The organism is Humisphaera borealis (assembly GCF_015169395.1).
Classification (GTDB): domain Bacteria; phylum Planctomycetota; class Phycisphaerae; order Tepidisphaerales; family Tepidisphaeraceae; genus Humisphaera; species Humisphaera borealis.
The window spans coordinates 6,958,759-6,984,244 of record NZ_CP063458.1 but is presented as its reverse complement, the minus strand read 5'-3'; the positions used below and the strand labels follow the sequence as shown (position 1 = coordinate 6,984,244).

Genomic DNA, 25,486 nt, shown 5'->3' with positions numbered 1-25,486 from the left:
GGCAGAGCCTACTTGCGGACAGGCGCGGGTCAAGCACGTCTGCTGCGGCGTCACCGGTCTACAACACTGACGGCACGCACGGCAATCCCGGCTCTTTCGCATAGCGCGAGCAGTTCCGGACACGCCGTCGGAATATCAACCGACGGGTTGGCTCCCTTCGCCGCGTCTTCAACGGTGGCCGCGGCGCGCGTGAGCGACGGATAGCCGTACGCCCCGGCCGATCCCTTGATCTTGTGCGAAACACGCTCGACAGCACGCCAGTCACCGGAATCCAACGCAGTTCGCAGCGCTACGGCCAGTTCGTCCAGGTCCTGGAGATACTCCGGCAGAAGCGGGCCGACGTCCGGGTCGCCGGCAAGCTCGCTGTACAGGGCGTCGGGCTTGGCGCGTTCCAGCGGCGCTCCACCGACGTAAGGTGCCGCTGCTGTGGTAGCTGCGGGAACCGACGACGACACGCCGACCTCATGCAGATGACGGCGGACCATGTCCATGAATACCGCACCCTGCACGGGCTTGGCCAGGAAGTCGTCGCAGCCGACGGCCATGTACTGCCTTCGCTCGTTGTCCATCGCATTGGCGGTGACTGCGACAATCCGCCCGGCGTATCCGTTGGATCTCAGGACCGACACCGCTGACGCCCCGTCCATCTCCGGCATCTGCATGTCCATCAGGATCAGGTCGTAGGGACGGCCCTCCCGCCATGCTTCCAACGCACGCGCGACGGCGATCCTCCCATTCTCGGCGACTTCGGTTTGGACGCCGGCCTTGTCCAGATAGAGCTTCAGCAGTCGTTGCGTGTCGGGAGAATCCTCGGCCAGCAGAACACGGCCGGCACGAATGGGCAGCGTCTCGGGAACCGGACGCGCGACTTCCGGGTCTACATCCCGGAACTCGCCGATCCGCGGAACGCCGGTGAGATCCCCGGCCGGAAGGCGGATGGTAAAATGTGTGCCGCGATTCAGTTCGCTGGTGCACCGAATGGTGCCTCCCATCAACGCGACGAGGCGATAACAGATCGACATCCCCAGACCCGAGCCTCCGAAACGCCGCGCGTGCGACGGATCGGCCTGTCGAAAAGCCTCGCCGAGCGCCGCGACCTGCGCCGGCGACATGCCGATTCCGGAATCCGATATCTCGATCACGATCGCCGCTTCGCCGGGCGCGTCCGGGACCGCGTCCTCGGTCCAGAATGCAACACGAACCCCTCCGGTTTCCGTGAACTTGATCGCATTGCCGACGATGTTGAGCAGCAACTGGCGCAGCCGCATGGGGTCGGACTCGATGACCACGGGCACCGGCCGCCGACAGACGACCTCCAGTTCAAGCGACTTGGCCAAGGCGCGGTGCCGCATGAGCGACATGACGCGGGCCACCGTTTCCGGCAACGACGTGGGCATCTTCTCGACCGTCATGCGGCCGGCTTCGATCTTCGACATGTCGAGCACGTCGTTGAGGATCGCCAGAAGATGCTCGCCGTTTCGCCTGATCGTCTGGATGTGGTCGACCCGCTCCTCGGGAGACAAGTCGGGTGCCAGCAGGAGATCGGCGTATCCGAAGATGCTGGTCAGCGGGGTGCGAATCTCGTGGCTGATGTTGGCCAGGAACTCGCTCTTGGCTCGGTTGGCCAGTTCCGCCTGCTCCTTAGCGCAGCGGAGTTCGAGCTCCTGCTGGATGCGGCCGGTGATGTCTGTCACCATTCCGCAGACCGCCCAGACCTTGTCGTCGGCATCGATCAGAGGGAACTTGCTTGATGCGTAGGTTCGCGTGATTCCGTCGATGTACCAGTTTGAATCGAACCGCACCGGCAGCCTGGTGCGAATCACCTCTCTGTCGCGGTCAAGGAAATCATCGGCGATCGCCTTGGGGAACAGCTCATGGTCGGTCCGACCGACAATATCCTTCCGCAACAGCCGGGTTACCCGCTCGAACTCCCGATTCACTTCGACGTATCGCCCCGCCAGATCCTTCATGAAGATAACGGCATCGGAGTTGTCGAACACCGCCTGCAGGCGCTGATGGCTTTCAATCGCGCTGCGCTCGGCGGAACGGGCGCGTTGTCCGCTTTCGGCCAGTGCATCGGCGGCGGTTTTGCGGTCCGCCGTTACCGCCGCCAGCGTGAGGGCGCAGAGCGACCAAAGCATGGTGGACATCTGAAGCGTAACAATCGATTCTTCGATGCCATACCCGGCGCGGATCATCGGGCCGCGGCCGTCCACCGTGTTGGACGCGCTGACCAACGTCATCACCACGACCAGCGTGGCCGCCATTCGGGGATCGAACCGGACACAGCCCCAGATGAGAAACGGAAGAACTGTCGCGTGCGGGAAGTAAAGCAGCAGCGCCCGGTGAGGGTCTTTGTAGCCATAGGCAAAGTTGAGGACTACCGCATAGCTCAGCAGACAGGCGACTGCCTCGAGAAGCTTCAAAAGTCCGGGCCAGCACGGCCTGACCGTGCACATGGTTACCAGAAACGGTGTGACAACCATGAGCCCAAGCGCGTCGACCGTCGCCCAGAGCTCCCACGCTTCCCAGAAGGAGTGGGCGCCAAGGTTCACGGCGATGCCGGCACCGATGAGTCCCGAAAGCATTCCGGCCATCAGACAGGCGGTGGAGAACGCGACAACTTCCCGGATGGCTGTAAATCGGATGCGCCGCCGCAACATCAGTGCGGTCATGGCGGCGGCGAACACGACCTCGAACATATTGGCGAAGGTAAACAGCAGCGCGATCGGAACGTCACGGCTCGCCATGCTCGCGAGCGTGTTGCTCGTCGCCGCCCCAAGCACGAAGAAGAGGCCGACTCGCCTGGGGACCAACAGCAACGACGCAAGCACCAGTCCGTTCGCCGGCCAGATGACGGCAAAGCCCTTCGACGCCGAAACGAACAGAAGCGAAATGCGGGCAATGCCGTAATAGCCTAGCCCGACAATGAGGCACCCGGACAGAACCGTCAACCACTCCGCCCGTCGCCAGTCGGCGATCGGTTTCTCGAACCGCGAAACCAGAACGCCCGTGGCGGTAACGGCGGGAGACGTCTGCGGGATTGGGTGCGGTACTTCGTACATGCCGGGCTGCCGCCGACAAGCGACAGGAGACGGTCTACCTGAGGATATCAATCAATACGGCCACAGAGCGATCTGTAAACACGAGCACGAAGAACGCAGGCAGCACGCCCAGCAGGACGCACATCGCCGCCAGCGGGGTGAGCACCGCAGCCTCGCGGCCGGTGATTTCCGGCAGTTTAGAATGTTCCGGCCGCACCCGCCCGAGAAACACCCGCTGTATCGTCCAGAGCATGTACGCTGCCGCCAGCACAACACCGAACGCGGCGGCTATCGACAGTACATAGACGGCCGTCGCCGACGCGCCCCCGACCATGATGATCGATCCTCCGCGCGCGGCCTGGAAACTGCCCAGTAGAACCATGAACTCCCCCACGAACCCACAAAGCCCGGGCAGGCCCAGGTTGGCGAACGCCGCAACGGTGCTGAAACCGGCGTAAATGGGCATGGTGCCGGCGAGGCCACCCATGCGGTTCATCTCACGGTGATGCACCCGTTCATAAATAACCCCCACGATGAAGAAGAGCATCGCGCTGGTAATGCCATGGGCGACCATCATGAAGATCGCGCCATTGACGCTCATGGGTGTCATCATCGCCGCGCCCAGCACGACGAAACCCATGTGCGACACCGATGAATAGGCGACGAGCCGTTTGAAGTCGATCTGGCTCATGGCGCATAGCGCACCATAAATGATGCTGACCACGCCGATGATCGCGATCAGCATCCAGAGCGTCTTGGCCGCTGCCGGGAACAGCGGGTAGGCCACTCGAAAAATGCCGTACCCGCCCATCTTGAGCAGGACCGCGGCCAGGATCATGCTCATGGGCGTTGGGGCTTCGACATGGGCATCGGGAAGCCAGGTATGGAACGGCACTGCCGGCACCTTCACCAGGAACGCCAGCATCGCGAGCAGGAAAAAGGCGCGGCCGGTGTTGACGTTCTCCGGCCGGGCGAAGAACGCCCGCATCTCCGGCCCGGCAAGACGTACAAGATCGAATGTGCCGGCGGCACCTCCGCCACCAGTAAACACGTCTCGGCTGCAGAGGTGGACGCCGATCAGTACGACCAGGAGTCCGATGGAGCCGATCAGCGTGTATAGGAAAAACTTGATCGCCGCATATTCCTTGCGAGGCCCGCCCCAGATGCCGATCAGAAAGTACATCGGCAGAAGGCTGACTTCGAAGAAAACGTAGAACAGGAAGAAATCGAGCGCGAGGAAGGTGCCCAGTACGCCGCATTCCAGCAACAGGAACAGCGCCATATAGCCTCGCGACATGCGGCGGACGTTCCACGACGCAACACACGAGACGACGAAAATGAACGTCGTAAGCACCACGAGCGGAAACGACAGCCCGTCAATGCCCACCTTGTAGCGAATGCCGAATGACGGAATCCAGTCCACCTGCTGGACCAACTGCACCGTGCCGACCGCGTCGCCACTGAGGTAGCCGTAGACGTCTCCCCGGCCCCAGTCGAAGAACGCAAGGACCAGAAGTGACAATACCAGGGTCGACACCGCAAAGCAGAGTGTTAGCCAGCGTGCGGCATTGCGCGTACGGGTCAGCAGAACCAGCGCGGCACCGATGGCTGGGAAGAAGATCAGCAGCGTCAGTAGGTTATCGCGGAGAAACATTCGATATTCAGTTGTTGGGAACGGCTGTAACAGCCATTCGACAAGGGTCGCGCTGGTCAACGAAGCATCATCACGGCAACCGTGACCGCAAGTCCAATCACGATCACGAGCATTAGAGCCGAGACGTAAAAGCGAATGCGCCCGGTCTGCGGCATTCGGGCCGCAACGCCAATCTCCCATGCGGCCTGCGCCACGCCGGAAACCGCGCCGTCCACGATCCTGCGGTCATGCCAGCCGACGACACGGCTCAGTCGAATGGTCGATGAAGCCACCAGGTTAACGGTCCCGTCAACCAGCGTACGGTCGAGCCAGCCCGCAAAGCTCGCCATGAACCGTATCGGCCGGACAAACAGGATGTCGTACAGTTCGTCGAAGTACATCGCGTGCTTCAGCCACGCATGAATCCATGAAACCGGCGGAATGCGACTGAGGCGGGATGCCCAGTGCGGGCAAAGGCGGTAGAGCACCAGGGCAACGATGATGCCGATAGCCCAGGCCCACCCGGCCGCCCTGCTCTCGAGTCCTCTGGCCCTGTCGCGCGCCGACTCGGCGACGGACATCGTCGTGGGCGAGGGCGCGATGTCGGTCGAGAGTTCGACCGATTCGGTCGATCGCCGAGGCGATGCGACTGCCTGCATCGGACGCCAGGCCGTGGACCAGCCGCCGAAGTTCGGTGCCCGGGTATCGGTTGGCCGGGTATCGGCCGGGGCATGGCGGGCGATCGCTACCCGATCGGTCAGGCGGTTCACTTCCGCCGACGATTCACCGATGGACTTCTGAAGCAGGTCCGGCACTCCGAGCTCGCTTCCAGCAATGCAGCTCATCGCCGCCAGGCCGAGCAGCGGCACGTACATCATCGGAGACTCATGGGCCTTCTCGTGCAGCAGTTCATTCCGCGGCTTGCCAAGGAACGTGAGCACCCAGAGGCGGGTCATGTAGAACGGCGTCACAAACGCCATCGCGGCCGGAACTCCGAACAGCAGCCAGTACCCCGAAGACCGCCCGGCATCGCCGGCCAGGATCGCAAAGCCGGCGGCGTCGGTCAGGATGTTGGTCTTGCTGTAGTAGCCGGACAGTCCGGCCTCAAATCCGCCGAGATGCACACCGGCACCGGCAATCGCGAACACGCCAATCAGCAACGCCGCGGCGGTCACCGGAATACGGTGCCAGAGTCCGCCATATTGCCGGATATCCTGCTCGTGATGGGCGGCGTGAATGACGCTGCCGGCGCCCAGGAACAGCAGTGCCTTGAAGAACGCGTGCGTGATCAGGTGAAACAACCCGCCTACCCACGACCCAACCCCGATCGCCAGCATCATGTAGCCGAGTTGCGAGATGGTCGAATAGGCGAGGATTCGCTTGATATCGGTCTGGACGATCGCGACGAGCCCGCCGATCAGGAGCGTGATGCAACCAATGATCGCGATGAACAGCCTGGCGTCGGGCGTCAGGAGCGGAAACATCCGCCCCATGAGATAGACCCCGGCGGCGACCATGGTGGCCGCGTGGATCAGCGCGCTGACCGGTGTCGGGCCTTCCATGGCGTCGGGAAGCCACGTGTGCAGCGGAAACTGCGCGCTCTTGCCGACGGCACCGAAGAACAGACAGACGCCGATGACCGTCATCGCCGACGCGGGCACGACCCCACCTGCGAGCAAGGTGACGTCGCCCCCCTGCCCGGCGGAACCGAAGTTGGCCCAAAGGTACGGAAGCGACGCATTGCCAACCCAATAGAACAGCAGTCCGAAACCGACCAGAAACGCGAAGTCGCCAATGCGATTGACGACGAACGCCTTCAGTGCCGCGCGTGCGGCGGACTTGCGCTCGAACCAGAACCCGATCAGCAGATACGAGCAAAGCCCGACGAGCTCCCAGAACATGAACAGCTGCAGCAGCGTGCTGGAGAGGAGCAATCCGAGCATCGACGCGCAGAACAGTGACAGATAGGTAAAGAACCTTGGGAATCGGATGTCGCCGCGCATGTAGCCGATGCTGAAGATGTGCACCATCAGCGCGACGAGCGTGACCATCAGGAACATGGAGATGGTCAGGCCGTCAATGTAGATGCCGACGTCGAGCCAACCGGGGTGATCGACGGCGGCCGTGGCGGCGACGTCCTGTGGGCCGGTCGGAAGCCAACCGGTCGAGATATTGATCGCCCGCTTGCCGTAACCCCAGCTGATCGCCGGCTGACTGCCGCCGCCGTACCAGTGATAGAGCGCGACCAGGCTGCAAACGAAACTGCCGCCGATCGCGACCGTCGCGACCCAGCCGGCCAGCGCGGTTCCCATCCGCAACACCGGCGTACCCATGCGGTTGCCGACAAACAGCAGCAGCACGAACGACGCCAGCGGAAGCAGCGCGGCGATCAGGAGGATGGTTGCTGGAGTGGGCAAGTCTTTTGAGGCGGGCACCGCCCGCCGGGGAAAACATTCGAAGTTGGAGCGTACGCCCCCTGCCCGTACCGACGCGATCGGACACGACTCGGCGGGCAAGCCCGACGGCTAAACCCGAGATCTCAGCCTTTCAGCATCTTCGCCTTCTCCACGTCGACCGACGCGAAGTTGTTGTAAAAGTTAAGGAAGATCGCCAATGCCACCGCGGCTTCGGCGGCGGCGATCACAATCACAAACAGTGCGAATACCTGGCCGTCGAGCAACGGCTTGCCGGCGACCGCGCCGGGGCCGGCGTGCCAGTAGCGGTTCAGCGCCACCAGATTGATGTTGGCCGAGTTCAGCACCAACTCGATCCCCATGAGAATCCCGATCGCGTTCCGCTTGAGAAGGATCGTGAGCAACCCGCAGGCGAACACGATCGCCGAGAGAACCAGGAAATGGGACAGGCCAATGACCATCAGGATTCACGTCAGACTGCCAGAATTCACACCGCCAGCTCCAGGATAAACCGTTCGACGTTCGTCGAAGCCTCGCCGACGCCGCTTTTGCTCTGGCGGTCGACGGTTGCCAGCAGGTCCAGCGCCCGGGCGACACCGGCTTCGCCAAGTTCCTCGGCGGTTTTGAAGAACGGCTGGACGTTCTCCCGCGGCCAGATCTTGAGTTGCTGCGCGATCGTAAACGGATTCATCCCCTGCCGCTTAAGCGCCAGAGCCTTGCGGACGTTTTCCAGCCACATGCCCATCCAGGTGACGGCGCGAAACTCACTCGACGGCTCGGTCGCCAGCAGGTGCCGCCAGCGGCGGAGCGCCTCGGTGGTGTCGCCCGCCGCCAGGGCGTTGGTCATGTCCCACATCTTCTGCTCGCGCTGGAACGTGACAATCTCGGCAACGTGTTGCGGCTGAATCGTCTTGCCGTCGGCCAGCAGTGCGAGCTTGGCGATCTCGGTATCGAGCTTTCCCAGGTCCGCACCGATAAGCTGCGCCAATTGCTCGGCCGCCTGCGGGGCGATCTGGACCCGATGCCCGGCCCTGGCGTGGTCGGTGATCCATTTGCCCAGCATCCGCTCGCCGGGTGGCGTGCATTCTTCCACCTGCCCGGTCTTGGCAATCGCTTTGTAGATGCGCTGGTTCTTAGGGAGCGATTCGCAGCGAAGGATCAGCGTGGCGCTGTCGGACGGCTTGGCACAGTAGTCTTCGAGCTGCTCGCGAAACCGGGTGATGAAGTCGTCGGCATTGCGGACGACAACGAGCTTGCCGCCGCCGAACATCGCAAAGCTGCGACATTCGTCCAGCACTTCGGCGAGGTCGGCTTTTTCGCCATCGAGGTCGGTCCGCTGAACATCGGGCGGGAGGATCGCCAGGATTTCGCGCAGCTTCAGCAGTTGCAGAAACGAATCGGTGCCGACGAGGGCATAAACGGGCTTCGCGCCAACCGATGGCATAGCAGTGTGTTGTAGCGGACGAGGGCCCGCCGGGCAAAAGGGCACATGCCGCGCGTCAACCCGGCGAGCCGACACAACCCGGCACGGCGGGCAAGCGCGACGGCTACACGACTGGCGCGATCACTTCTTGCTCGGACCGCCCAGGTCGGTCAACTGCTTGCCCAGGTCGGCCTGGAGAGACTTGATCTCCGTCTTCCCCTCCGGCGACGCCCCGGACATGCCAGCGACTACGCCCATGATCGTATTCCCCGGGGGCTTGGGCTTGGCCTCTTCCTTGGCAACGATCTGGTCGAGCCGCGTCTTGATCTCTTCGATCGCCTGCCGCTTGCCTTCTTCGATCAGCTCGTTCTGCTTCTGGAACAACTTGGCGGCCAGTTCCGGCTGATTGACACTGAGCCAAAGGCCCGTGCCGCCGCCGAGGACGAAGCCGAACGCCAGGATGATGAGCTTGAACATGGACAACCTCCGCTCGCGTTTAACAGGGCCGGGGAAACTCGATCCAGCGAAAGTTTATCGCAAGATCATCTAGTGGCCATTCCAAACGGTGTATCTCGGATGCGACATCAGCAGGAAACGCGACCTACACCTTCACCACCGGCAATCCCATGCCCTTCTTTTCCCGCTGAATCTTCTCCCATCCGCTGCCGATCTCTCCGATCGGGTCGGGGGGAAGGATGTCGACCTTTTTCTCGCCCAGCTTCGCCTCGCCGCGGGCCACGCGGTCCTGGAACTTGCGGCACTCGGCCAGCAGCGTCGGCAGGATGTCGGCTTCGGGGACGTTCGCGACGCGCTCGCCCTGCACGTAGATGATGCCCTTGCGATCGCCGGCGAAGATCGCGACGTCCGCTCCCTCGGCTTCGCCGGGGCCGTTCACCACGCAGCCCATCACCGCCACCTTGATCGGCAGCGTGATCTCCTTCTCCAACTGCTTGCGGACGTCCTGAACGAGCTTGAACAGATCGACCTGGATGCGGCCGCAGCTCGGGCAGGCGATCAGTTCGGCACCTTTACGCACGCGCAAACCCAGGATGTACATCAGCTCCAGGCCGTCCTGAACTTCATACACGGGGTCGTTGGCATAGCTGATGCGGACCGTATCGCCGATACCGCTGGCCAGCAGATGGCCGAGCGGGACAACGGAGCGGATCGTGCCCGTTTCTTTCGGGCCGGCGTGCGTCACGCCCAGGTGCAGGGGGTAGTCGAACCGCTCGCTGATCGCCTTATAGGCATCGATGACCAGCAGCGGGTCGATGCTCTTGGCGCTGATGACGATGTCGTGGAAGTCCTCTTCCCGGAAGACGTCGAGGTACTCCTCGAGCTTGGTGATCATGATCGCCAGGAAGTGGCCGTGCTTGTTGTCGGAGAAGACGCCGCCCAACTCCTTGAGGCGCTTCTGTTTATCCTTCCGTTCGATGATCGAGCCTTCATTGACGCCAATACGGATCGGCAGCTTGCGGGCCTTGCAGGCCTGAATGACGTCCTTCACCTGAGCCCGGTCGCTGATGTTGCCGGGGTTCAGGCGGATCTTGTGAACGCCTGCCTCGATCGCCTCCAGAGCCCGCTGAAAGTGGAAGTGCACGTCGGCGACAATGGGTACGCTGACCTGCGGCAGGATCTCCTTGAGAGCGGCCGTGTCCTTCTTCTCGGGAACAGCCACCCGAACCACGTCGGCCCCCGCCGCGGCGAGCTTGTGGATCTCGGCCACGCAGGCGTCGATGTCGTGCGTATAGCCGGCGGTCATGGACTGAACGGAGACCGGCGCGTCGCCGCCAATGCGGACGAAGCCGTGGGCGTCATCTCCGAGAACAACTTGTCGCGTCTTGCGGCGCAGGATCATGCGGTGTTTCCTTGTCGTCGGCAGTGAAACCATGGTGCCACCGACATGAATGGATCGTAAGTAGGTGGCACGGGGGAAGCAAACGGTGAGGGCTATAACGTTAGCCCCTTCACAGTCGACAAATCCCACCATTCTCCCCTTCCGCCTTTGACACTTGGGGTGCCAAAAATTCGATCGAACGTAGAACTTGAAGGGTTTGGCAGGCGTATCATTGAGCGTTAACGAGCCTCCTTCCCTGGGTGGCGTGGAATCCCGAGAGGTCCACGCCACCTTTTTTCTGCGCTCAGGTCGTTTTGCCCCTCAGTCCGACCGCTTTTTGCGATCCTGCGGCAGTGGTTTGTCGCGCAACATCGGATGCCCGACGTTACAATTCCCGAGGCGACATCTCGCCAGGCCACTCTCCGTGTCTTTTCATGCCCACTCAAGATCACCTGCTCGCCGGCCTCTACGTCGCGCTCCCGCTGGTCGGTGGGGTGGTCGCGGTTGTATTCGCCCGAAGGCGGCGGAACTTTAAACCGGTCGTAGCATTCGGCCTCAGCCTGGTTTCGGCGTTGCTCATCTCGCTGGCGATCTGCCTGTTCTACGCCCGCGGCCTGAGCGCCGAGGCGACCGCCGGGCAAATTCTGCTCACCGCGTATCTGCTAACGGGCGTGCTGGTTCTGCTCAAGGCGCTGAGTTGGTTCCTGAAGGAGGCTGCCGAACGCGCCTTCTTCGTCCACATCAGTCAGTCCGCCGGGCGACCCACTTTACGACACCGCAATGGACCGCCTGTCGACGCCGCCGGCACCGAGGCCCACATCGACTACCAGCACCCCCGGCGACCGGCTCCGCCAGCCAGGGGAATCGGCTGGGCGGCCCGGCTGGCGGGGGCGACGCTCACGCGCGTGGTGCTCCTGTTCGCGATCGGCCTGCCCTACGTCATGTCGCTCGGCATGATCTACCGGCCGAAAGTGGTCGGCGGCCAAACGCCCCTGCAGCAGCTCGGTACGCCTTTCGTCGACGTCTCCTTTGAAGCCACCGACGGCACCACACTGGCCGGCTGGTGGATTCCCGCACTTCCACCGCCTCCGACCGGGCCGAACCCCGCCTCGCGTCGCTCCACGCCGCCGGCAACCGCCAGGGCAACTTCGAGGCCCGATGACTGGGGCCGAAAGACGGTCGTCATCTGCCACGGGCTGGGCTCCAGCAAGAGCAACCAGCTGGCCCTGGCCCGCGATCTGGTCGTCAACGGCTACAACGTGCTCGCGTTCGACTTCCGCGCTCATGGCAGCAGCGGCGGACAGCTCTGCAGCTTCGGCGACCGCGAGCGGTTCGACGTGCTCGGCGCCGTCCGATGGCTCAGGCTTCACCGGCCGGACGAAGCCCAACGGATCGTCGGCCTCGGCGTCAGCATGGGCGGTGCGGCCCTTCTCGCCGCCGCCGGCGACGACTCTGCCGAAGGCCGCGCCATCGACGCCGTTTCCGTCTTCAGCACCTACGCAGACTTCGCGTCTCTCGCCGACGACATCACCGACAACTACCTCATCTCGCCACTCGGATGGCTGGCCCGGAACATTGGTGTCCCGCTCGCCAGCGCCCATGTGGGCACCGACCTTCAGGCCTTCTCGCCCTCGCGCGCAACGGACCGCCTGGCACCCAGGCCCATCATGGTCGTCCACGGACGAGGCGACCATCTCATTCCGTTCGAGACCGGAGTGCGGCTATTCGAACGGGCGCAACTGCCCAAGGTTCGGCTGTGGGTCGGCGAACTCGACGCCGAAAACCGCTACGTCATCCGAAGCAACGCGAAGTACACCGTCGACGAGACCGGCGTCCAACGCCCACTGGCACCCTCCGGCCCGAGTGCCGACCACATCAACCTGATCTACTACGACGACGCCCTCAAGGCCGTCCGCCTCTTCTTCGAAGAAGCCAGGGCCATGAGCTAGCCAGGGTCATCCTGAACGGGTCGGCTACGCCGGCAAATCATTCAGGAAATCGATCAACTGCCGCAGCCGGCCGTGGTCGCGGCGGTTGAACGCGAACACAAGCCGGGGCATCGCCTCCAGCGCCGGCTCGTCCACCTCGACCGGCAACGCCGAATCCGTCGCCCGGAACTCGCCCTTGACCTTGATCTCGCCGAACTTCTCGTTGATCTCCGCCAGTTGGGCGGCGGTCGGCTTTCGATGCAGGCGGAAGATCACGTCGTCTCGGTGGTACCGCAGGCTGTGATAGTTGCTGTAGAAGTGCCGAACCTCGGCGACGGCGGTGTCTACATCATCGGTAATCTTGTACAGGCTCAGGTCGGCCGGGCTGATGAGCTTTCGCGCCAGCAGGTGGTTCGTCACGTAGTGCTGCCAGCCCTGCCAGAAATCGTGGCCGGGGGCGTCCACAAAAACGATCGGAATCGGCACGCTCTTGCCGGTCTGCACCAGCGTGAGCACTTCGAACCCTTCGTCCATCGTCCCAAATCCGCCGGGGTAACAGACGATCGCATGGCTCGACCGCACGAACATCAGCTTGCGAGTGAAGAAGTACTTGAACGTGATGAGCTTGGGGTTGCCTTCGATGAACTCGTTGGTCTTCTGCTCGAACGGCAGGCGGATCGCCAGTCCGAAGGACGGATCGGGCCCCGCCCCGCCGTGCCCCGCCGCCATGATGCCCCCGCCGGCACCGGTGATGACCATCCAGCCGGCGTCGGCCATCTTCCGGCCGAACTCGACGGCCGACTGATAGTCCGGCGCCGTCTCAGGCGTGCGGGCCGAGCCGAAGATGCTCACCTTCCGCACGTCGCGGTATGGCGCGAAGATCTTCAACCCGTAACGGAGTTCCTTGAACGCCTTGTCGATCAGCTTCAGGTCGCCGCGGTTGGTCTGGTCGCGCAGCAGTTTGAGTGCGTTGGCGACGATCTCCCCGACGAGGTCGCCGTCGGCGACGTTGCGCAGAACAGACACCAGAGCGTTGCCGGCTTCGTGAATCTCTGTCAGCTGGTCGAGGGAACAGACGTTCGGCGCCTGCGTACTTTCCTGGGACTGTTCCAGGTTGTTGTCGATGATGTCGGTTTCTTTCATGCGTTGTATCCGTGGGGCGGGATTGTACACACTGCAAGCGGCCGCGTCCGCAACAGCGGTAAGTCAATGACGCAGGCATCGCTCCGTCACGCCGATCCCGACTGTCGCCAATCCGCGCTCTTCGCGACTCGGAATCGCCCTTGGGTTACCCTGCGGCGATGATCGTCGCCGGTATCGATGAAGCTGGGTACGGCCCGCTCCTGGGCCCGTTGGTCGTCGGATGCTGCGCCTTCGACATCGGCGAGTCGGACACCGCCCCGACCACCGACGCCGCCGACGGCGGCATCGCCGTTGCCGATGTCGTGACGACGCTTCCCTGCGTCTGGACGCGTCTCAAGAAGTACGTCAGCCGGCACCGCTCCAAGACCGGCAAAAAGCTTCACATCAACGACAGCAAACAGGTCTACTCGCCGTCGGTCGGGCTCAAGGAACTCGAACGTTCCGTGCTGGCCACCGTCGCGGCGATGGGCCAGATGCCCGACACACTCGACGGCCTGGTCGCCCGGCTGGCACCGCACGCCACCCGTGAACTCGCCGAGCACCCCTGGTACACCCCTGCCGCCGATGAGCCCTTCCCCTGCGAGCAGGACGGCTTGCCGATCCGCCTGTTCGCCAAGTCGCTCACCGCCGAGATGGCCGCCAAGCAGTCGCGGTGCGTGCACCTGGCGGCGCGAATCGTCAGCGAGCGGCCCTACAACCGCATGCTCGCGGCGACCCGCAACAAGGCGTCGGTCCTTTTCACCCAGGCGGCGACGCATCTCGATTTCCTCCTCCGCACCTACGGCGAGCAGAACCTCTACGTCTTCTGCGACCGCCAGGGCGGCCGATCGAGCTACGGACATCTCCTCCGCACCAGCTTCGAGGACTGGTCGCTGGAGATCGTCGAAGAAGTCGACGGCCGCAGCGAATACCGGCTGCATCGCAACGGCCACACCGCGACCATCCTCTTCGCCGAGAAGGCCGAGGCCCAGTGCCTGCCCGTGGCGATGGCGTCGATGGTCAGCAAGTACTTCCGCGAAGCCCTCATGCGGCGGTTCAATGCCTGGTGGCGTCAGCACGAGCCTTCCGTCGAGCCGACCGCCGGCTACTACAACGACGGCCTGCGTTTCCTGGACGACGTCGCCGCCGCTCGCCAACGGCTGCGCATCCGGGACGACGACCTGATCCGGACCAAGTGACGGTCCCTGATTAGCGGTCGCACCCCCTTGCGGTCGCGGCTCGCAACATGCGTTCGCCTTGCCCATCCGCTCATATCTACCCGTACACCGCTTCCAACCGTTGCCATCTGGGACGCAAGCCGTTACGGTTATCAGGCGCAACAAGTCCGGCCGTCTTCGTCGCCGTTCGCGACCCAGACCTGCCCGACAGAGGGAGTGCCCATGCCGGTGGAGAACTGGTCAGAGACCGTCGTCGTGGTCCGTCTCGGCGACGACCCGCAGTTCAGCGAAGATCTGGACGCCCTGCTCACGCAGCTGGAAACCAATGACGTCGACGTCGTTCTCGACTTCGCCGGCGTCCACTACATCAACAGCTCGAACATCGCCAAGCTTCTGCAAGTCCGTAAGGCCTGTGTCACCAAGGAGCAGCGCTTGGTCCTGTGCTCGGTCAACACCCAGATCTGGGGCGCGTTCCTCGTCACCGGCCTCGATAAGGTCTTCAAGTTCGCCGACAACGTCACCATGGGGTTGACGCTGGTTCAAATCGGGTGAACGCTTCCAAAGCGCTGATTACTGAACAGCACCGGGTACGGAATATTGTCATACTTAGGTACTCCGAAGGACCTGGTATCCGAAGCGTAAGTGAATCGAACGCCGTCGATCCATCGACCGGGTTACCACATTCGATGGCTTTACGGTTGGGACACAAGGTCCTTTGGCGTACCTCGGGATGACATCCGGGGCCACCGGGACTATTTCTTCACGCCACTCATCGGCTCGGCGATGACCGCCTGCCACGCGATCTCCTGTAACAGCTTGTTCACCTTGTCGGTGTTGTCTCCCAGGTTGGCCTTCTGGAACGCCGTCGGCGTCGGCAGGCCGACGGGGCTCTTGCCGTAGATCACTGCGTAGTGGCAGTAGGCGTTCAGAAGATAGATCGCTTCCTTGCCGTGCCCCAGGTCGTCTCGGAACAGTTCCGACTGCCTGCTGATCCCCGGCACCTCTCCCTTGACCACCTTCTCGCGCAGGATCGTCACCGCCTCGTTGACCGGCACGATGAAGGCGATCTGCCGCTTGGCCTTCTCGGCGTACAGGGCGTTGATCGCCGTCGCCTGCTCGTGAAGTTTCTGGTCGTAGGACTTGAACATCCCGCGGAGCATGTCTGGCTGGGTCGCGTCGCGGGCGGCGTTCTTGAAACTGAGCATGATCGAGCCGTCGCGGGGCATCCACGACGCCTGCAGCAGCACCCGCCCCGCCGGGTTGTGCTCCAACAGCAACGCCGTGAACTTGTCGATCGCCGGGTCGGGAATCGAGATGTACGGCGACAGCGTCAGCACGTCGACCTCGCCGGCCAGTAACGCCTTCTTGGCTTTGTTTTTGTCATCCGGCAGTTCCCAGTGCTTGGTGACGGTTGACCCGCCAATGCTCTGCGAACCGGCGATCTTGTGGTCGATCCCCGCCGCCTTGGCCATCTCCGCCAGCGGATTGACGATCGGCATGTGGAAGCTGTGCCCGGCCGAAAACACCCGCACTCCCGCCGGCGGCGCGGATTTGGCCTCCTCCGCGCGAGCCAATGGCACCAGCAGCAGAGCGGACAACAACGCAGCAAACAGGCGCGGGTGAACCTTCATAGCAATCTCCATCTTGCTCCCTCTCCCCTGTACTCGGGGGAGAGGGTCGGGGTGAGGGGCCGGACATCAGGCGTCGTGACTAACCATAGAGGCACCCCGCGGCAAGGCAAACCGAGGCAGCATCTCCCGCCGACAACGACCCCGGACGTTCGGCCCCTCACCCCAGCCCTCTCCCCCGGTACAGGGGAGAGGGAGCAAGACTCAGTACTCGGCACTCAGCAGTAATCAGTGCCCTTCCACCGGCTCTCCCAGGAACTTCTTCAGCTCCTTGAACTTCTCCTGCATCATCGCGGCCGTGGGGCATTCCAGGTTCAGCCGCAGCATCGGTTCGGTGTTGCTCTTGCGGACGTTGAACCACCAGTCGCCGAAATCGATCGTCACGCCGTCGAGGTAATCGATCTGCGCTTTCTTGTACGCCTCGGCCAGCTCGCGGATTTTTCCGTCCTTGTCTTCGACATGGAAGTTGATCTCGCCGCTCTGCGAATACTTATGGAACGGCTTCATCAGCGTGCTCAGCTTCTCGGGCTGGGCGCTGACGATCGACAACATGTGCGCAAACGCGATCGCGGCCGAGTCGGCGAAGAAGTTGTCGCGATAGTAAATGTGCCCCGACAGCTCCCCGCCGAAAACCGCCTTGGTCTCGGCCATCGTCTTCTTGATGAACGCATGGCCGACGCGGTCGCGCTTCGGCACTCCGCCGAACGCCTTGATCGTGTCCGGCACCACATGGCTCGACCGCAGGTCGTAAACGATGGTCGCGCCCTTGTTGTGCGGCTTTCCGAGCAGGTCGCGGGCCATCAACGCCGTCACCATGTCCGAACCGATCGTCTTGCCGGTTTCGTCGACGAACATGCACCGGTCGGCGTCGCCGTCGAAACAGGCGCCCATGTCCACCGGCACTTCCTTCATCTTCGCCTGCAGCATCGCCAGGTTTGCTTCGACCAGCGGGTTGGGGTCGTGGGTGAAGCTACCGGTGATCTCGAACAGGATCGGGACGATCTCCAAACCCGGAATGCCGCCGAAGACGGCCGGTACCATCTTGCCCGCCATGCCGTTGCTGGCGTCGATCGCCACCTTCAGCGGCCGCTTGAGGTCCAGGAACTGCAGCACGTGCTGGCGGTAGGCCTTCCACAGGTCCTGCTCCTGCACCTTGCCCGACAAGCCGGTGTCGGCGACGCGGTTCAGCGTGCCGCTGATGCGCTTGATGTCGTCCAATCCGCTCGCCGACCCGATCGGCTTGGCCTTGGGACCGCTGATCTTGAACCCGTTGTACTGGATCGGGTTATGCGAGGCGGTCGTCATGATCCCGCCGACGCAGTCGAGGTGGTTGATCGCGAAGTAGATGAACGACGTATCGACCATGCCGACGTCGATCACGTTCATGCCCGTCGAGCGGATGCCGTCGATCAGGGCGGCCGCCAGGTCCGGCGAGTGCGGCCGCATGTCCCGGCCGACACACATCGTGTCTTCCATCTTCACCTTGGCGTCGGCGGCAACATTCTGCCGACTGCGCTTCAGGAACTGGGCCGTGGCATGCCCCACCTTCCAGGCCGCCTCTTCGTTGAGCGGGTTGGGGTAAATCGCGCGGACGTCATAGGCTTTGAATATCTTTTCGATCATGGTTGCGACAGTCTAAAGAGACCGCCCGAAGGCGGCAAACCACCCGAACCTGCACCTTAACCTTAGGGAGCAATCCCAGTTCAGCCGTCTACGGTCGCCGTCCTCGCCTGCCGAACGAACCCGAGATCGGGTCGGAATACCCGGGGCTTCGCGAGTACGCTGCGCCCGCGGCTTGTTGGCCGAACGAACCCAAGGATCAAGGCGAAGACCGAACATCGAACGCCCGAAATCGAACGCCGAATCACCGAGCGCGGATTGCCGAACGAACCCGAGATCGACCACTCCGGGGCTCTGCGATCCAGGCCACACGCCCGGGGCTCCGCGAGTACGCTGCGCGAGCCTTGTTGGCCAAACGAACCCGAGATCGGGCCGGCCCCGCAGAACTGCAGTGCCGCGGCTCTGCAGTTGCCGAACGAACCCAAGTGATCGATCACAGCGGGCATCTCGTCCCTCCATTACATCGTCTTCCGGTCTCTTCCCCTCAACCTAAACCCAAACCAAACCACCCGGCGCGATCGAGTCCGATCGCCCGAGCCGTTGTGGGTGTCCGCGATTCGCGGACTCGCAGTTGTCATGATCGAGCGGGGACGGTTCCTTGGCCCGCGCGCAGCGGAAGACAGAACACGATACGGGCACGGGTGCATGCCCCCATCGCAACAAGCAGACTGTTCCCGACGATCGCCTGCCGATCGCCGGACGGATGATTGTCCCCGCGGAGTCCACGCCATGACCGCCGGATCACACCCGCTCGATCGGCGCACGGAGACCAGGCACCGCCGGGCTCACGCATGAAGCCGACGATGCAGCTATATTTGTACGGTATATGTTATGTTCCAGCTCGAAGATTTCAACTGAATTCTGAGCGGCGTACTCCGCGGACGACGACGCCGCCGCCGCGCCCCGATTGCATCTGCCCAGGAATCAAAGAGATGAACGCCAAGACGCCGAGTTTCCAAGAACGCCATTCAGGGCAAGGCAACTCCGTGGCGAGCCTTGTGCGCCGGCCGATGCTTCAGTTCGCGTTCTGCTCGACTACCCCTGTGCTGTCCGGAACAACCTCTTCCCTCGCCTTGGTCGGCAGAACCATCCGCGCCAATGCCCTGGCCACCCGCGCTATGGGTGTGAGCAGCAACCGCGAAGGGGCGTGCGGGTGTGGCTCGGCATCGTCCACCCCGAACTTCAGTCTCGGGGACTCTTTGGCGGGGATCGACAGCGTGCCGAAGACCCAGTCCCAGATCGCCAGGCACGAACCGAGGTTCATGTTGAAGTGGGCCGGGTCGCTCGAGTGGTGGATCTGGTGATGGGCCGGGCTCATGAACAACCGGCCGGCCCAGCCACGGAACGGAATCCAGATCTCCGAATGCTGCAGGTGGACGTACGCGTAGAAGAAGACCACCAGCAGCACGTTGGTGCCGTCAAGAGTCAGTTCGAGCACCGGCTTGCCCAGCGCGAAGTTCACCACGCCCGCCGTCACGCCCCCGGTGATCGCCAGGACGAAGCTGAAGACCAGGGAATCCAGCGGATGGACGCGGAAGACGGTCAGCGGCGTCAGCACCTCGGCGGTGTGATGGGGGCGGTGCATCTCCCACAGGAACGGCACACGATGTTTCAGGTAGTGATCCAGCCAGTAGCCGAACTCGTACGCGAGGAAGAACAGGATCGTCGCCCCGGCGCGGGTCAGCCAGTCCGGCAAGGTGGTCGCAGTCGGCGTGGCGAAGACGTTCCCCAGCCCCGCGGTAATCCAGGCCGAGACCGCGCCGGTGGAGATCATCGCCCAGGCGATCAGCCCACCCAGCGAGAGGGTATTAATGAGGAGATAGCCGGCGTCGGCGTAGGTGGAGGGGTTGAAAAACACCCGCCGGGAGCAAACCGCCCGCAACACCGCGGCCAGGCTCGCCCGGCCCCGCCGGCGGCGCTGCCGCAGGTAGAGAAAGCCGACCGCGACCGCAAAGGCGCACGCCAGCGCGAAGATCGAGAACTGAGCCCCCGGCTCAATGAACTGACGGCCGAGCGCCTTGATCTTGGAGATGAGCGTGTTGATCGGATCCATGCCAGCGCTCCGGAAAGACGCCTGTCACGTCATCGTCCGAATATGCGGGTGGGTTCAGTTGCAAGAAAGGCCGAATCTCGTCATCGCGACATCTTCTAAGTCTTAGCCTGTTTCGCCCCTACTTCAGGATCAGCGGATTTGTCATCGCGATGTTGTTCGTCTCGCTCGACTCGGCCAGCAACTGGGGCGAATCGATCGTGGCGATGATGCGGTAGATGCCCGGCGCCATGTTTGGGGGCAGATAGACCTTCAGCGAAACCGACTTGGTCTGCCCCGGCAGGATCTTCAGCTTCACCGGGACGGCACCCATGTCGATGTCGCCGGCGTCAGGCGTATCGTCGGTGGAAGCCACCACCTGCACGACGATGGTCTGGTTCACCGCGACGTTGCCCGCGGCGCTGAGGTTCATCTTGATGAGCCGCCGCCGGCCGATCGCCAGATTCGACGGCCCGACGACAAACGCGCCGCTGAGATCGACGTTGGGCGCGGAAATGGCGAAGGTTTCGGTCGTCGCGGCGGCGTTGTTCGTCTCCGACGCCTCGGTCAGCAGCCCGGCGGGATCGAGCACGACGTTCAGGTGATAACTGCCGGCGGCAATCGAAGGCAACGCCGAGAGCTTGAGCTTGACGCTGGCGCTGCCGCCGGGTCGCAAGCGGACCGATTTGGAGAACGCCGTGACCTCGGTATCGCCGGGATCGGCCGTCCCGTCGGCCGACAACTGCACCGAGACGGGTACCGGTCCCGAGAACGAAAGCCCGCCGGCGTTGGTCACGCGGAACGACAGCGTCCCCTTCACGGGCGTGCCGAACGCGAAACTCGACGGCAACACCACTTTCGTGACCAGCGGCGTCAGGTCCGCGAGCGCTGCGGGCGGCGGCGCGGGCGGCGGAGAAACCACCGGCGGAACGGTCGGGGGCACCGTAGGAGGAACTGTGGGCGGAACCGTCGGTGGCACCGTGGGCGGCACGACGGGTGGTACGACCGGGGGAACGGTGGGAGGAACAGTCGGCGGGACGACCGGCGGAACCACGGGTGGGACGGTCGGTGGGATAGTGGGCGGCACTGTGGGCGGCACTACTGGAGGAACCGTCGGCGGCACAGTCGGGGGGACGACGGGCGGAACGACAGGCGGAACGACTGGAGGTACGGTCGGGGGCACCGTGGTCGCGGCGCGTAGCAGCGTAATCCGCTGCCGCGCCAATTCGATCACATAAAGATTTCCGCTATCAGGCGTCTGCACCAGATCAACCGGATCGGCCAGCCCGGTCAGGCCGGAGATGCCGGTCTCGGCCTTGGTCACGCTGCCGCCTGCGCCGAGCGTCAGCGCGATGATGTCGTCGCCGCCGCTGTAGCGGGCGACGAGCAGTTTTCCGTCGAGCGCGCCGCCGAAGCTGCCGCCGCGGTACTCGATCGTGCCGGAGGGGGCGCGGTGGGCGCCGAAGTCGTAAACCGCCGGCCGCCACGCCGGATCGGGCTTCTGTCCGACGGGATAGTCGGTGACTTCGTAGGCATCCTTGCCCGCGGTCGGATTGCCGCCGTTGAGAACGTAGTATTTGCGTTGGGGATTGGGATGACCGTAGTACCCGCCTCGGGTGATACGGAACAGGAAATCGCTCTCGGCCTTGCTGACGGCCGAAAGCGCCGGCGCACCGGCACCGGCGGGCGTATTGCCGCCGGCGGCGCTGCCGTTGGCGGCGGCGTACAACTGTCCGTTGCGGTGCCAGACGAGGTCGAACGCGTTGCGAACGCCATCGGCGTAGATGGTCAACGGCGCACCGGGCGAGGAAGGGTTGTAGGTGCCGCCGGCGTCGGGGGTTTTGGCGTCGAGCGTCGAGCTGCCGACCGCCCCCACGTCCAGCCGAAGGATCGCCGCGGACAGCAGCCGCTCCGGGCGGTTCCCCCAGATGATGTCGGCCTTGCCCATGGCCGACTGCGACGCCTGGCAGAAGTACAGCGCGCCATCCGGGCCGAAGGTCGGCTGCATGGTCGCGTGATCCCGGACCGACCGGGGCAGGTTGACGACGGCGTCGCGGTACTGGCCCAGCGAGGGTCCGCTGACCACGCTGACTTTCCCGCTGAAATCGGCGCCGACGGTTCCGCCCAGCACCAGCGATGAGGTCGCGGTGTGCGTGATCCAGAGAATCGGGTTGGTCGGCGTGCTCCTGGGATCGAACGCCATCCCCAGGATGAACCGGCTGCCGCCGTTGCGGGCGCGGACGATATCGAACACCGACGGCGTGCCGAGGGAGCCGTCGGCTTCGATCGCGAAGCGGTAGATGCGGCCGTCGTCGCTGCTGGCGTAGAGCCTGCCGTCGGGGCCGATCGCCAGTCCGAAATAGTTGTGACCCGCGGAACTCGCCTGGGGTGCCTGCGTGAACTTCGCCGGGGAGTTGGACGGCGGACTGGTGGTGGCACTGGTGGTGAAGAGCGACTCGAAGGGCGCAAAGCCGACCCCCTGCACGTCCTGCAGGCCCGACGTCAGCACGAAGCGGTACTGTGTGTTGGCCGCAAGCGCCTTGGACGGCTTGAGGACGATGACGTCCCCGCCACCGGAGGTGTTTACGACGGCCGGCACCGTGGTCTTTGCCGCAACGTTGTAGAGGTAGACGTTCTTGGAAAGCACGGTCGCCGTGTCGACACCGCCGTTGGGCAGAATCAACTCGGCGGACACGAAGCCGGTGGTCGGCACATTTTTCGCGTTGGCGGTCGGCTTGACGGACCGCACCTGCGGCGAAGTCAGCACAGCCGCAGCCAACACCGAGTTGGCCGAGTCCACCAACGTAGACGAGCCACCCCCGATGGCGGCGAACAGGCGTCGTGATTCGAGGGATTCTGCGACGAAGCGGGTGTGACCCGGGGAGTGCCGCCGCCGAACGATGTCGGCCGTCGGACTCCATTCCGAACGCACGTACCCAGATTGCCCAACCATCCTTGTGCCTCACGATCACAATCGCATCCACTGCTCGGCAGTGGATGGAACGTCAGACGCTCGTCCTTGAGTTGCTCGTCATGAGACGCCGCCGACAAGCGACTGCTTGTCACTACAGCCCGACGTCCGGGCGAGAATCTAGTCCGCAGCAGAGGCCGCTGCAATGGATTTCCTAGAATTTTGCTCGCGTGCCCAATCGAGCGTTGTCTGATTCACGCAACTGGCACTGCAAGGCTCCAGAAGACCTCCAAAGCTGGTACGCCTGTGGCCGACCGACGGCCCGTGCAGTCAGTGTCCCAGCTTGCATGACCGGGGTTTGCGATTGAATCTTCCGCCCCACTCCACCAGACTGTCGAGCCTCGCCGCCTGGGATCTGGCGGAACGTATCGGCGGCGGGGTCTTGGTCCGACGTGCGTGGTTCGATGTCCTTGATTCGCTTCCTCTGGAGGTCTTATGCGCTCAGTACTTCTGCTGGCCGTCCTGCTGGCCGGCTGTTCGACGCCTGTCAATGCAGCAACACCTGCCGAGGGCGCTCATGACGTCGTCATCTACGGCGGCACCTGCGCCGCTGTCACGGCCGCCGTGCAGACGAAGAAAATGGGCAAGACGGTCATCGTCGTCTCCCCCGACAAGCACCTCGGCGGCCTTTCCTCCGGCGGGCTCGGCTTTACCGACACCGGTAACAAGGCCGTCATCGGCGGGCTGTCGCGCGAGTTCTATCAGCGTATCTGGAAGCACTACAACGAAGACGCCGCCTGGAAGTGGCAGAAGAAGGAAGAGTACGGCAACAAGGGCCAGGGCACGCCGGCCATCGACGGCGAGAACCGCACGATGTGGATCTTCGAACCCCACGCCGCCGAAAGAGTGTTCGAAGACTTCGTTAAGGAACATCAGATCCCCGTCGTTCGCGATGAGTTGCTCGACCGGGCGAAAGGCGTGAAGAAGGACGGCGCCCAGATCACTTCCATCACCACCCTCAGCGGTAAGACCTACACCGGCAAGATGTTCATCGACGCCACCTACGAAGGCGACCTGATGGCCGCAGCGGGCGTGGACTACCACGTCGGCCGCGAGGCTAACAGCATCTACGACGAGAAGTGGAACGGCGTGCAGGTGGGCATCCTGCACCACCAGCATCATTTCGGCACGATGAACATCAGCCCCTACGTCATCCCCGGCGACCCCAAGAGCGGCCTGCTGCCGCGCATCACCGCCGAGAAGCCCGGCGAATACGGCTCCGGCGACAAGAAGGTCCAGGCCTACTGCTACCGCATGTGCCTGACCGACAAGGAAGAAAACCGCATCCCCTTCCCCAAGCCCGACGGCTATGACCCCAAACAGTACGAACTGCTCCTGCGCGTTTTTGAGAAGGGCTGGCGGCAGACCTTCAACAAGTTCGACCCGATCCCCAATCACAAGACCGACACCAATAACCACGGCCCGTTCAGCACCGACAACATCGGCATGAACTACGACTACCCCGACGCCAGCTACGAGCGCCGGAAGGAAATCCTGAAAGAACATGAGACCTATCAGAAGGGCTGGCTCTACTTCATCGCCAACGACCCGCGCGTGCCCAAGGACGTCCAGGAAGCGATGCAGAAGTGGGGCCTGCCGAAAGATGAGTTCGTCGATAACGGCGGCTGGTCGCACCAAATCTATGTCCGCGAGGCTCGCCGCATGATCGGCAGCTACGTGATGACCGAGAACGAGTTGCTCAAGCGCCGCCCGACGCCCGATTCAGTCGGCATGGGCAGCTACACGATCGACTCGCACAACATCCAGCGGTACGTCACGCCGGAAGGCCACGTGCAGAACGAAGGCGACATCGGCGTCGGCCTGAAGGGGCCGTACGAGATCGCCTACGGAGCACTCGTGCCGAAGAAGGGGCAGGCGAACAACCTGTTCGTGCCGGTCTGTGTCAGCAGCTCGCACATCGCGTTCGGTTCGATCCGCATGGAACCGGTGTTCATGATCCTCGGCGAATCGTCGGCGACCGCCGCCGCGATGGCGATCGACGCCGACATCGCCGTGCAGGATGTGCCATACGCCAAGCTGCGCGAGAAGCTGCTGAAGGACGGACAGGTCCTGGAGTACACCGGCCCACAGAAGGCCGGAGGCGTGAAGAAGGGCCTGGAGTTTCGTGCCCTGCCCGGCGTCGTCGTCGACGACGAACAGGCGAAGACCACCGGCGAATGGCAGATCGGATCGAGCCAGCCCAACTATGTCGGCGACGGCTACCGCGCCGCCAGGAAAGGCGAGCCGGCGACCGCCCGCTATGAGGCCAGGCTCCCCGCCGCCGGCAAGTATGAGGTACGGCTGTCGTACAGCGTCAACCCCAACCGGGCGACAAACGCAACGGTCGAGATCCACCACGCCGGCGGCATTGAGAAGGTGAAGGTCGATCAGACTAAGGCGGCACCGATCGAGGGCGCGTTCATCTCGCTGGGCGTGTTCGAGTTCTCCACCGACAAGCCCGCGACGGTCGTCGTCAGCAACGAAGGCGCGACGGGATACGTCATCGCGGACGCGGTGCAGTGGGTGGAGAAGAAGTAGCAGTGGGTTAGCCGCGACGCGGGGCGGAGCGTTTCGTAAGGCTCGAACGTGTTCCCCGCGCCGTAGACACGCTCCGCTGCGCGTCGCGGCTAACGAGTCCCGTGAACCTGCAAGCGCAACC

General features: G+C 63.5%; 16 protein-coding genes. 4 read left to right on the top strand and 12 right to left on the bottom strand.

Features of this window, described 5'->3' with window-relative positions; all coding sequences use genetic code 11:
* Window positions 1–50: 50 nt before the first annotated feature.
* The 7 genes from IPV69_RS26320 to ispG form a co-directional block, all read right to left on the bottom strand.
* The gene (locus IPV69_RS26320; RefSeq protein WP_206292711.1) at window positions 51–3,065 is read right to left on the bottom strand and encodes an ATP-binding protein; all 3,015 of its coding nucleotides are present in this window, start codon (window positions 3,063–3,065) and stop codon (window positions 51–53) included.
* 34 nt (window positions 3,066–3,099) lie between these two features.
* Complete coding sequence (locus IPV69_RS26315) at window positions 3,100–4,698, bottom strand: complex I subunit 4 family protein (RefSeq protein WP_206292710.1); 1,599 nt, start codon at window positions 4,696–4,698, stop codon at window positions 3,100–3,102.
* A 56-nt stretch (window positions 4,699–4,754) separates the two neighbouring features.
* Window positions 4,755–7,094, bottom strand: coding sequence for an NADH-quinone oxidoreductase subunit L (gene nuoL / locus IPV69_RS26310; protein WP_206292709.1), 2,340 nt, complete (start codon window positions 7,092–7,094; stop codon window positions 4,755–4,757).
* A gap of 122 nt (window positions 7,095–7,216) precedes the next feature.
* Window positions 7,217–7,552 carry an NADH-quinone oxidoreductase subunit NuoK gene (nuoK, locus tag IPV69_RS26305; RefSeq protein WP_206292708.1) on the bottom strand — a complete coding sequence of 112 codons (336 nt, stop codon included), beginning with the start codon at window positions 7,550–7,552 and terminating at the stop codon, window positions 7,217–7,219.
* Window positions 7,553–7,578: 26 nt separating this feature from the next.
* Window positions 7,579–8,535, bottom strand: a complete 957-nt coding sequence (gene holA, locus IPV69_RS26300; protein WP_206292707.1) for a DNA polymerase III subunit delta — start codon at window positions 8,533–8,535, stop codon at window positions 7,579–7,581.
* A 120-nt stretch (window positions 8,536–8,655) separates the two neighbouring features.
* On the bottom strand, window positions 8,656–8,991 hold the full coding sequence (locus IPV69_RS26295; RefSeq protein WP_206292706.1) for a hypothetical protein: 336 nt from the start codon (window positions 8,989–8,991) through the stop codon (window positions 8,656–8,658).
* Between the two features lie 124 nt (window positions 8,992–9,115).
* Entirely contained in the window at window positions 9,116–10,405 is a 1,290-nt protein-coding gene (gene ispG / locus IPV69_RS26290) for a flavodoxin-dependent (E)-4-hydroxy-3-methylbut-2-enyl-diphosphate synthase (RefSeq protein WP_261361983.1), read from the bottom strand.
* 380 nt (window positions 10,406–10,785) lie between these two features.
* Between ispG and IPV69_RS26285 the strand changes: the two genes are divergently transcribed.
* Complete coding sequence (locus tag IPV69_RS26285) at window positions 10,786–12,300, top strand: alpha/beta hydrolase (protein ID WP_206292704.1); 1,515 nt, start codon at window positions 10,786–10,788, stop codon at window positions 12,298–12,300.
* Window positions 12,301–12,324: 24 nt separating this feature from the next.
* Here IPV69_RS26285 and IPV69_RS26280 read toward each other — a convergent pair whose 3' ends face one another.
* On the bottom strand, window positions 12,325–13,422 hold the full coding sequence (locus IPV69_RS26280; protein ID WP_206292703.1) for an LOG family protein: 1,098 nt from the start codon (window positions 13,420–13,422) through the stop codon (window positions 12,325–12,327).
* Between the two features lie 140 nt (window positions 13,423–13,562).
* Here IPV69_RS26280 and IPV69_RS26275 point away from each other — a divergent pair, with 140 nt between their 5' ends.
* Entirely contained in the window at window positions 13,563–14,600 is a 1,038-nt protein-coding gene (locus tag IPV69_RS26275; RefSeq protein ID WP_206292702.1) for a hypothetical protein, read from the top strand.
* Window positions 14,601–14,801: 201 nt separating this feature from the next.
* Entirely contained in the window at window positions 14,802–15,131 is a 330-nt protein-coding gene (locus IPV69_RS26270) for an STAS domain-containing protein (protein WP_206292701.1), read from the top strand.
* Between the two features lie 200 nt (window positions 15,132–15,331).
* Here IPV69_RS26270 and IPV69_RS26265 read toward each other — a convergent pair whose 3' ends face one another.
* From IPV69_RS26265 to IPV69_RS26250, 4 genes are all read right to left on the bottom strand, one after another.
* Window positions 15,332–16,210, bottom strand: a complete 879-nt coding sequence (locus IPV69_RS26265) for a hypothetical protein (RefSeq protein WP_206292700.1) — start codon at window positions 16,208–16,210, stop codon at window positions 15,332–15,334.
* A gap of 225 nt (window positions 16,211–16,435) precedes the next feature.
* Entirely contained in the window at window positions 16,436–17,830 is a 1,395-nt protein-coding gene (locus tag IPV69_RS26260) for a phosphomannomutase/phosphoglucomutase (RefSeq protein WP_206292699.1), read from the bottom strand.
* A gap of 1,012 nt (window positions 17,831–18,842) precedes the next feature.
* The gene (locus IPV69_RS26255; RefSeq protein ID WP_206292698.1) at window positions 18,843–19,880 is read right to left on the bottom strand and encodes a sterol desaturase family protein; all 1,038 of its coding nucleotides are present in this window, start codon (window positions 19,878–19,880) and stop codon (window positions 18,843–18,845) included.
* A 118-nt stretch (window positions 19,881–19,998) separates the two neighbouring features.
* Window positions 19,999–22,656 carry an Ig-like domain-containing protein gene (locus IPV69_RS26250; protein WP_206292697.1) on the bottom strand — a complete coding sequence of 886 codons (2,658 nt, stop codon included), beginning with the start codon at window positions 22,654–22,656 and terminating at the stop codon, window positions 19,999–20,001.
* A 606-nt stretch (window positions 22,657–23,262) separates the two neighbouring features.
* On the opposite strand from IPV69_RS26250, the gene IPV69_RS26245 reads away from it, so the two are divergent.
* Window positions 23,263–25,365: an FAD-dependent oxidoreductase gene (locus IPV69_RS26245; RefSeq protein ID WP_206292696.1), complete on the top strand. Its 2,103-nt coding sequence runs from the start codon at window positions 23,263–23,265 to the stop codon at window positions 25,363–25,365.
* Window positions 25,366–25,486 lie beyond the last annotated feature (121 nt).

Coding starts and splice junctions, on each gene's coding strand:
- IPV69_RS26320 (WP_206292711.1), bottom strand. CDS start 3,065: ATGTACGAAGTACCGCACCCAATCCCGCAGACGTCTCCCGCCGTTACC.
- IPV69_RS26315 (WP_206292710.1), bottom strand. CDS start 4,698: ATGTTTCTCCGCGATAACCTACTGACGCTGCTGATCTTCTTCCCAGCC.
- nuoK (WP_206292708.1), bottom strand. CDS start 7,552: ATGGTCATTGGCCTGTCCCATTTCCTGGTTCTCTCGGCGATCGTGTTC.
- holA (WP_206292707.1), bottom strand. CDS start 8,535: ATGCCATCGGTTGGCGCGAAGCCCGTTTATGCCCTCGTCGGCACCGAT.
- IPV69_RS26295 (WP_206292706.1), bottom strand. CDS start 8,991: ATGTTCAAGCTCATCATCCTGGCGTTCGGCTTCGTCCTCGGCGGCGGC.
- ispG (WP_261361983.1), bottom strand. CDS start 10,405: ATGGTTTCACTGCCGACGACAAGGAAACACCGCATGATCCTGCGCCGC.
- IPV69_RS26285 (WP_206292704.1), top strand. CDS start 10,786: ATGCCCACTCAAGATCACCTGCTCGCCGGCCTCTACGTCGCGCTCCCG.
- IPV69_RS26280 (WP_206292703.1), bottom strand. CDS start 13,422: ATGAAAGAAACCGACATCATCGACAACAACCTGGAACAGTCCCAGGAA.
- IPV69_RS26270 (WP_206292701.1), top strand. CDS start 14,802: ATGCCGGTGGAGAACTGGTCAGAGACCGTCGTCGTGGTCCGTCTCGGC.
- IPV69_RS26265 (WP_206292700.1), bottom strand. CDS start 16,210: ATGAAGGTTCACCCGCGCCTGTTTGCTGCGTTGTTGTCCGCTCTGCTG.
- IPV69_RS26260 (WP_206292699.1), bottom strand. CDS start 17,830: ATGATCGAAAAGATATTCAAAGCCTATGACGTCCGCGCGATTTACCCC.
- IPV69_RS26255 (WP_206292698.1), bottom strand. CDS start 19,880: ATGGATCCGATCAACACGCTCATCTCCAAGATCAAGGCGCTCGGCCGT.
- IPV69_RS26245 (WP_206292696.1), top strand. CDS start 23,263: ATGCGCTCAGTACTTCTGCTGGCCGTCCTGCTGGCCGGCTGTTCGACG.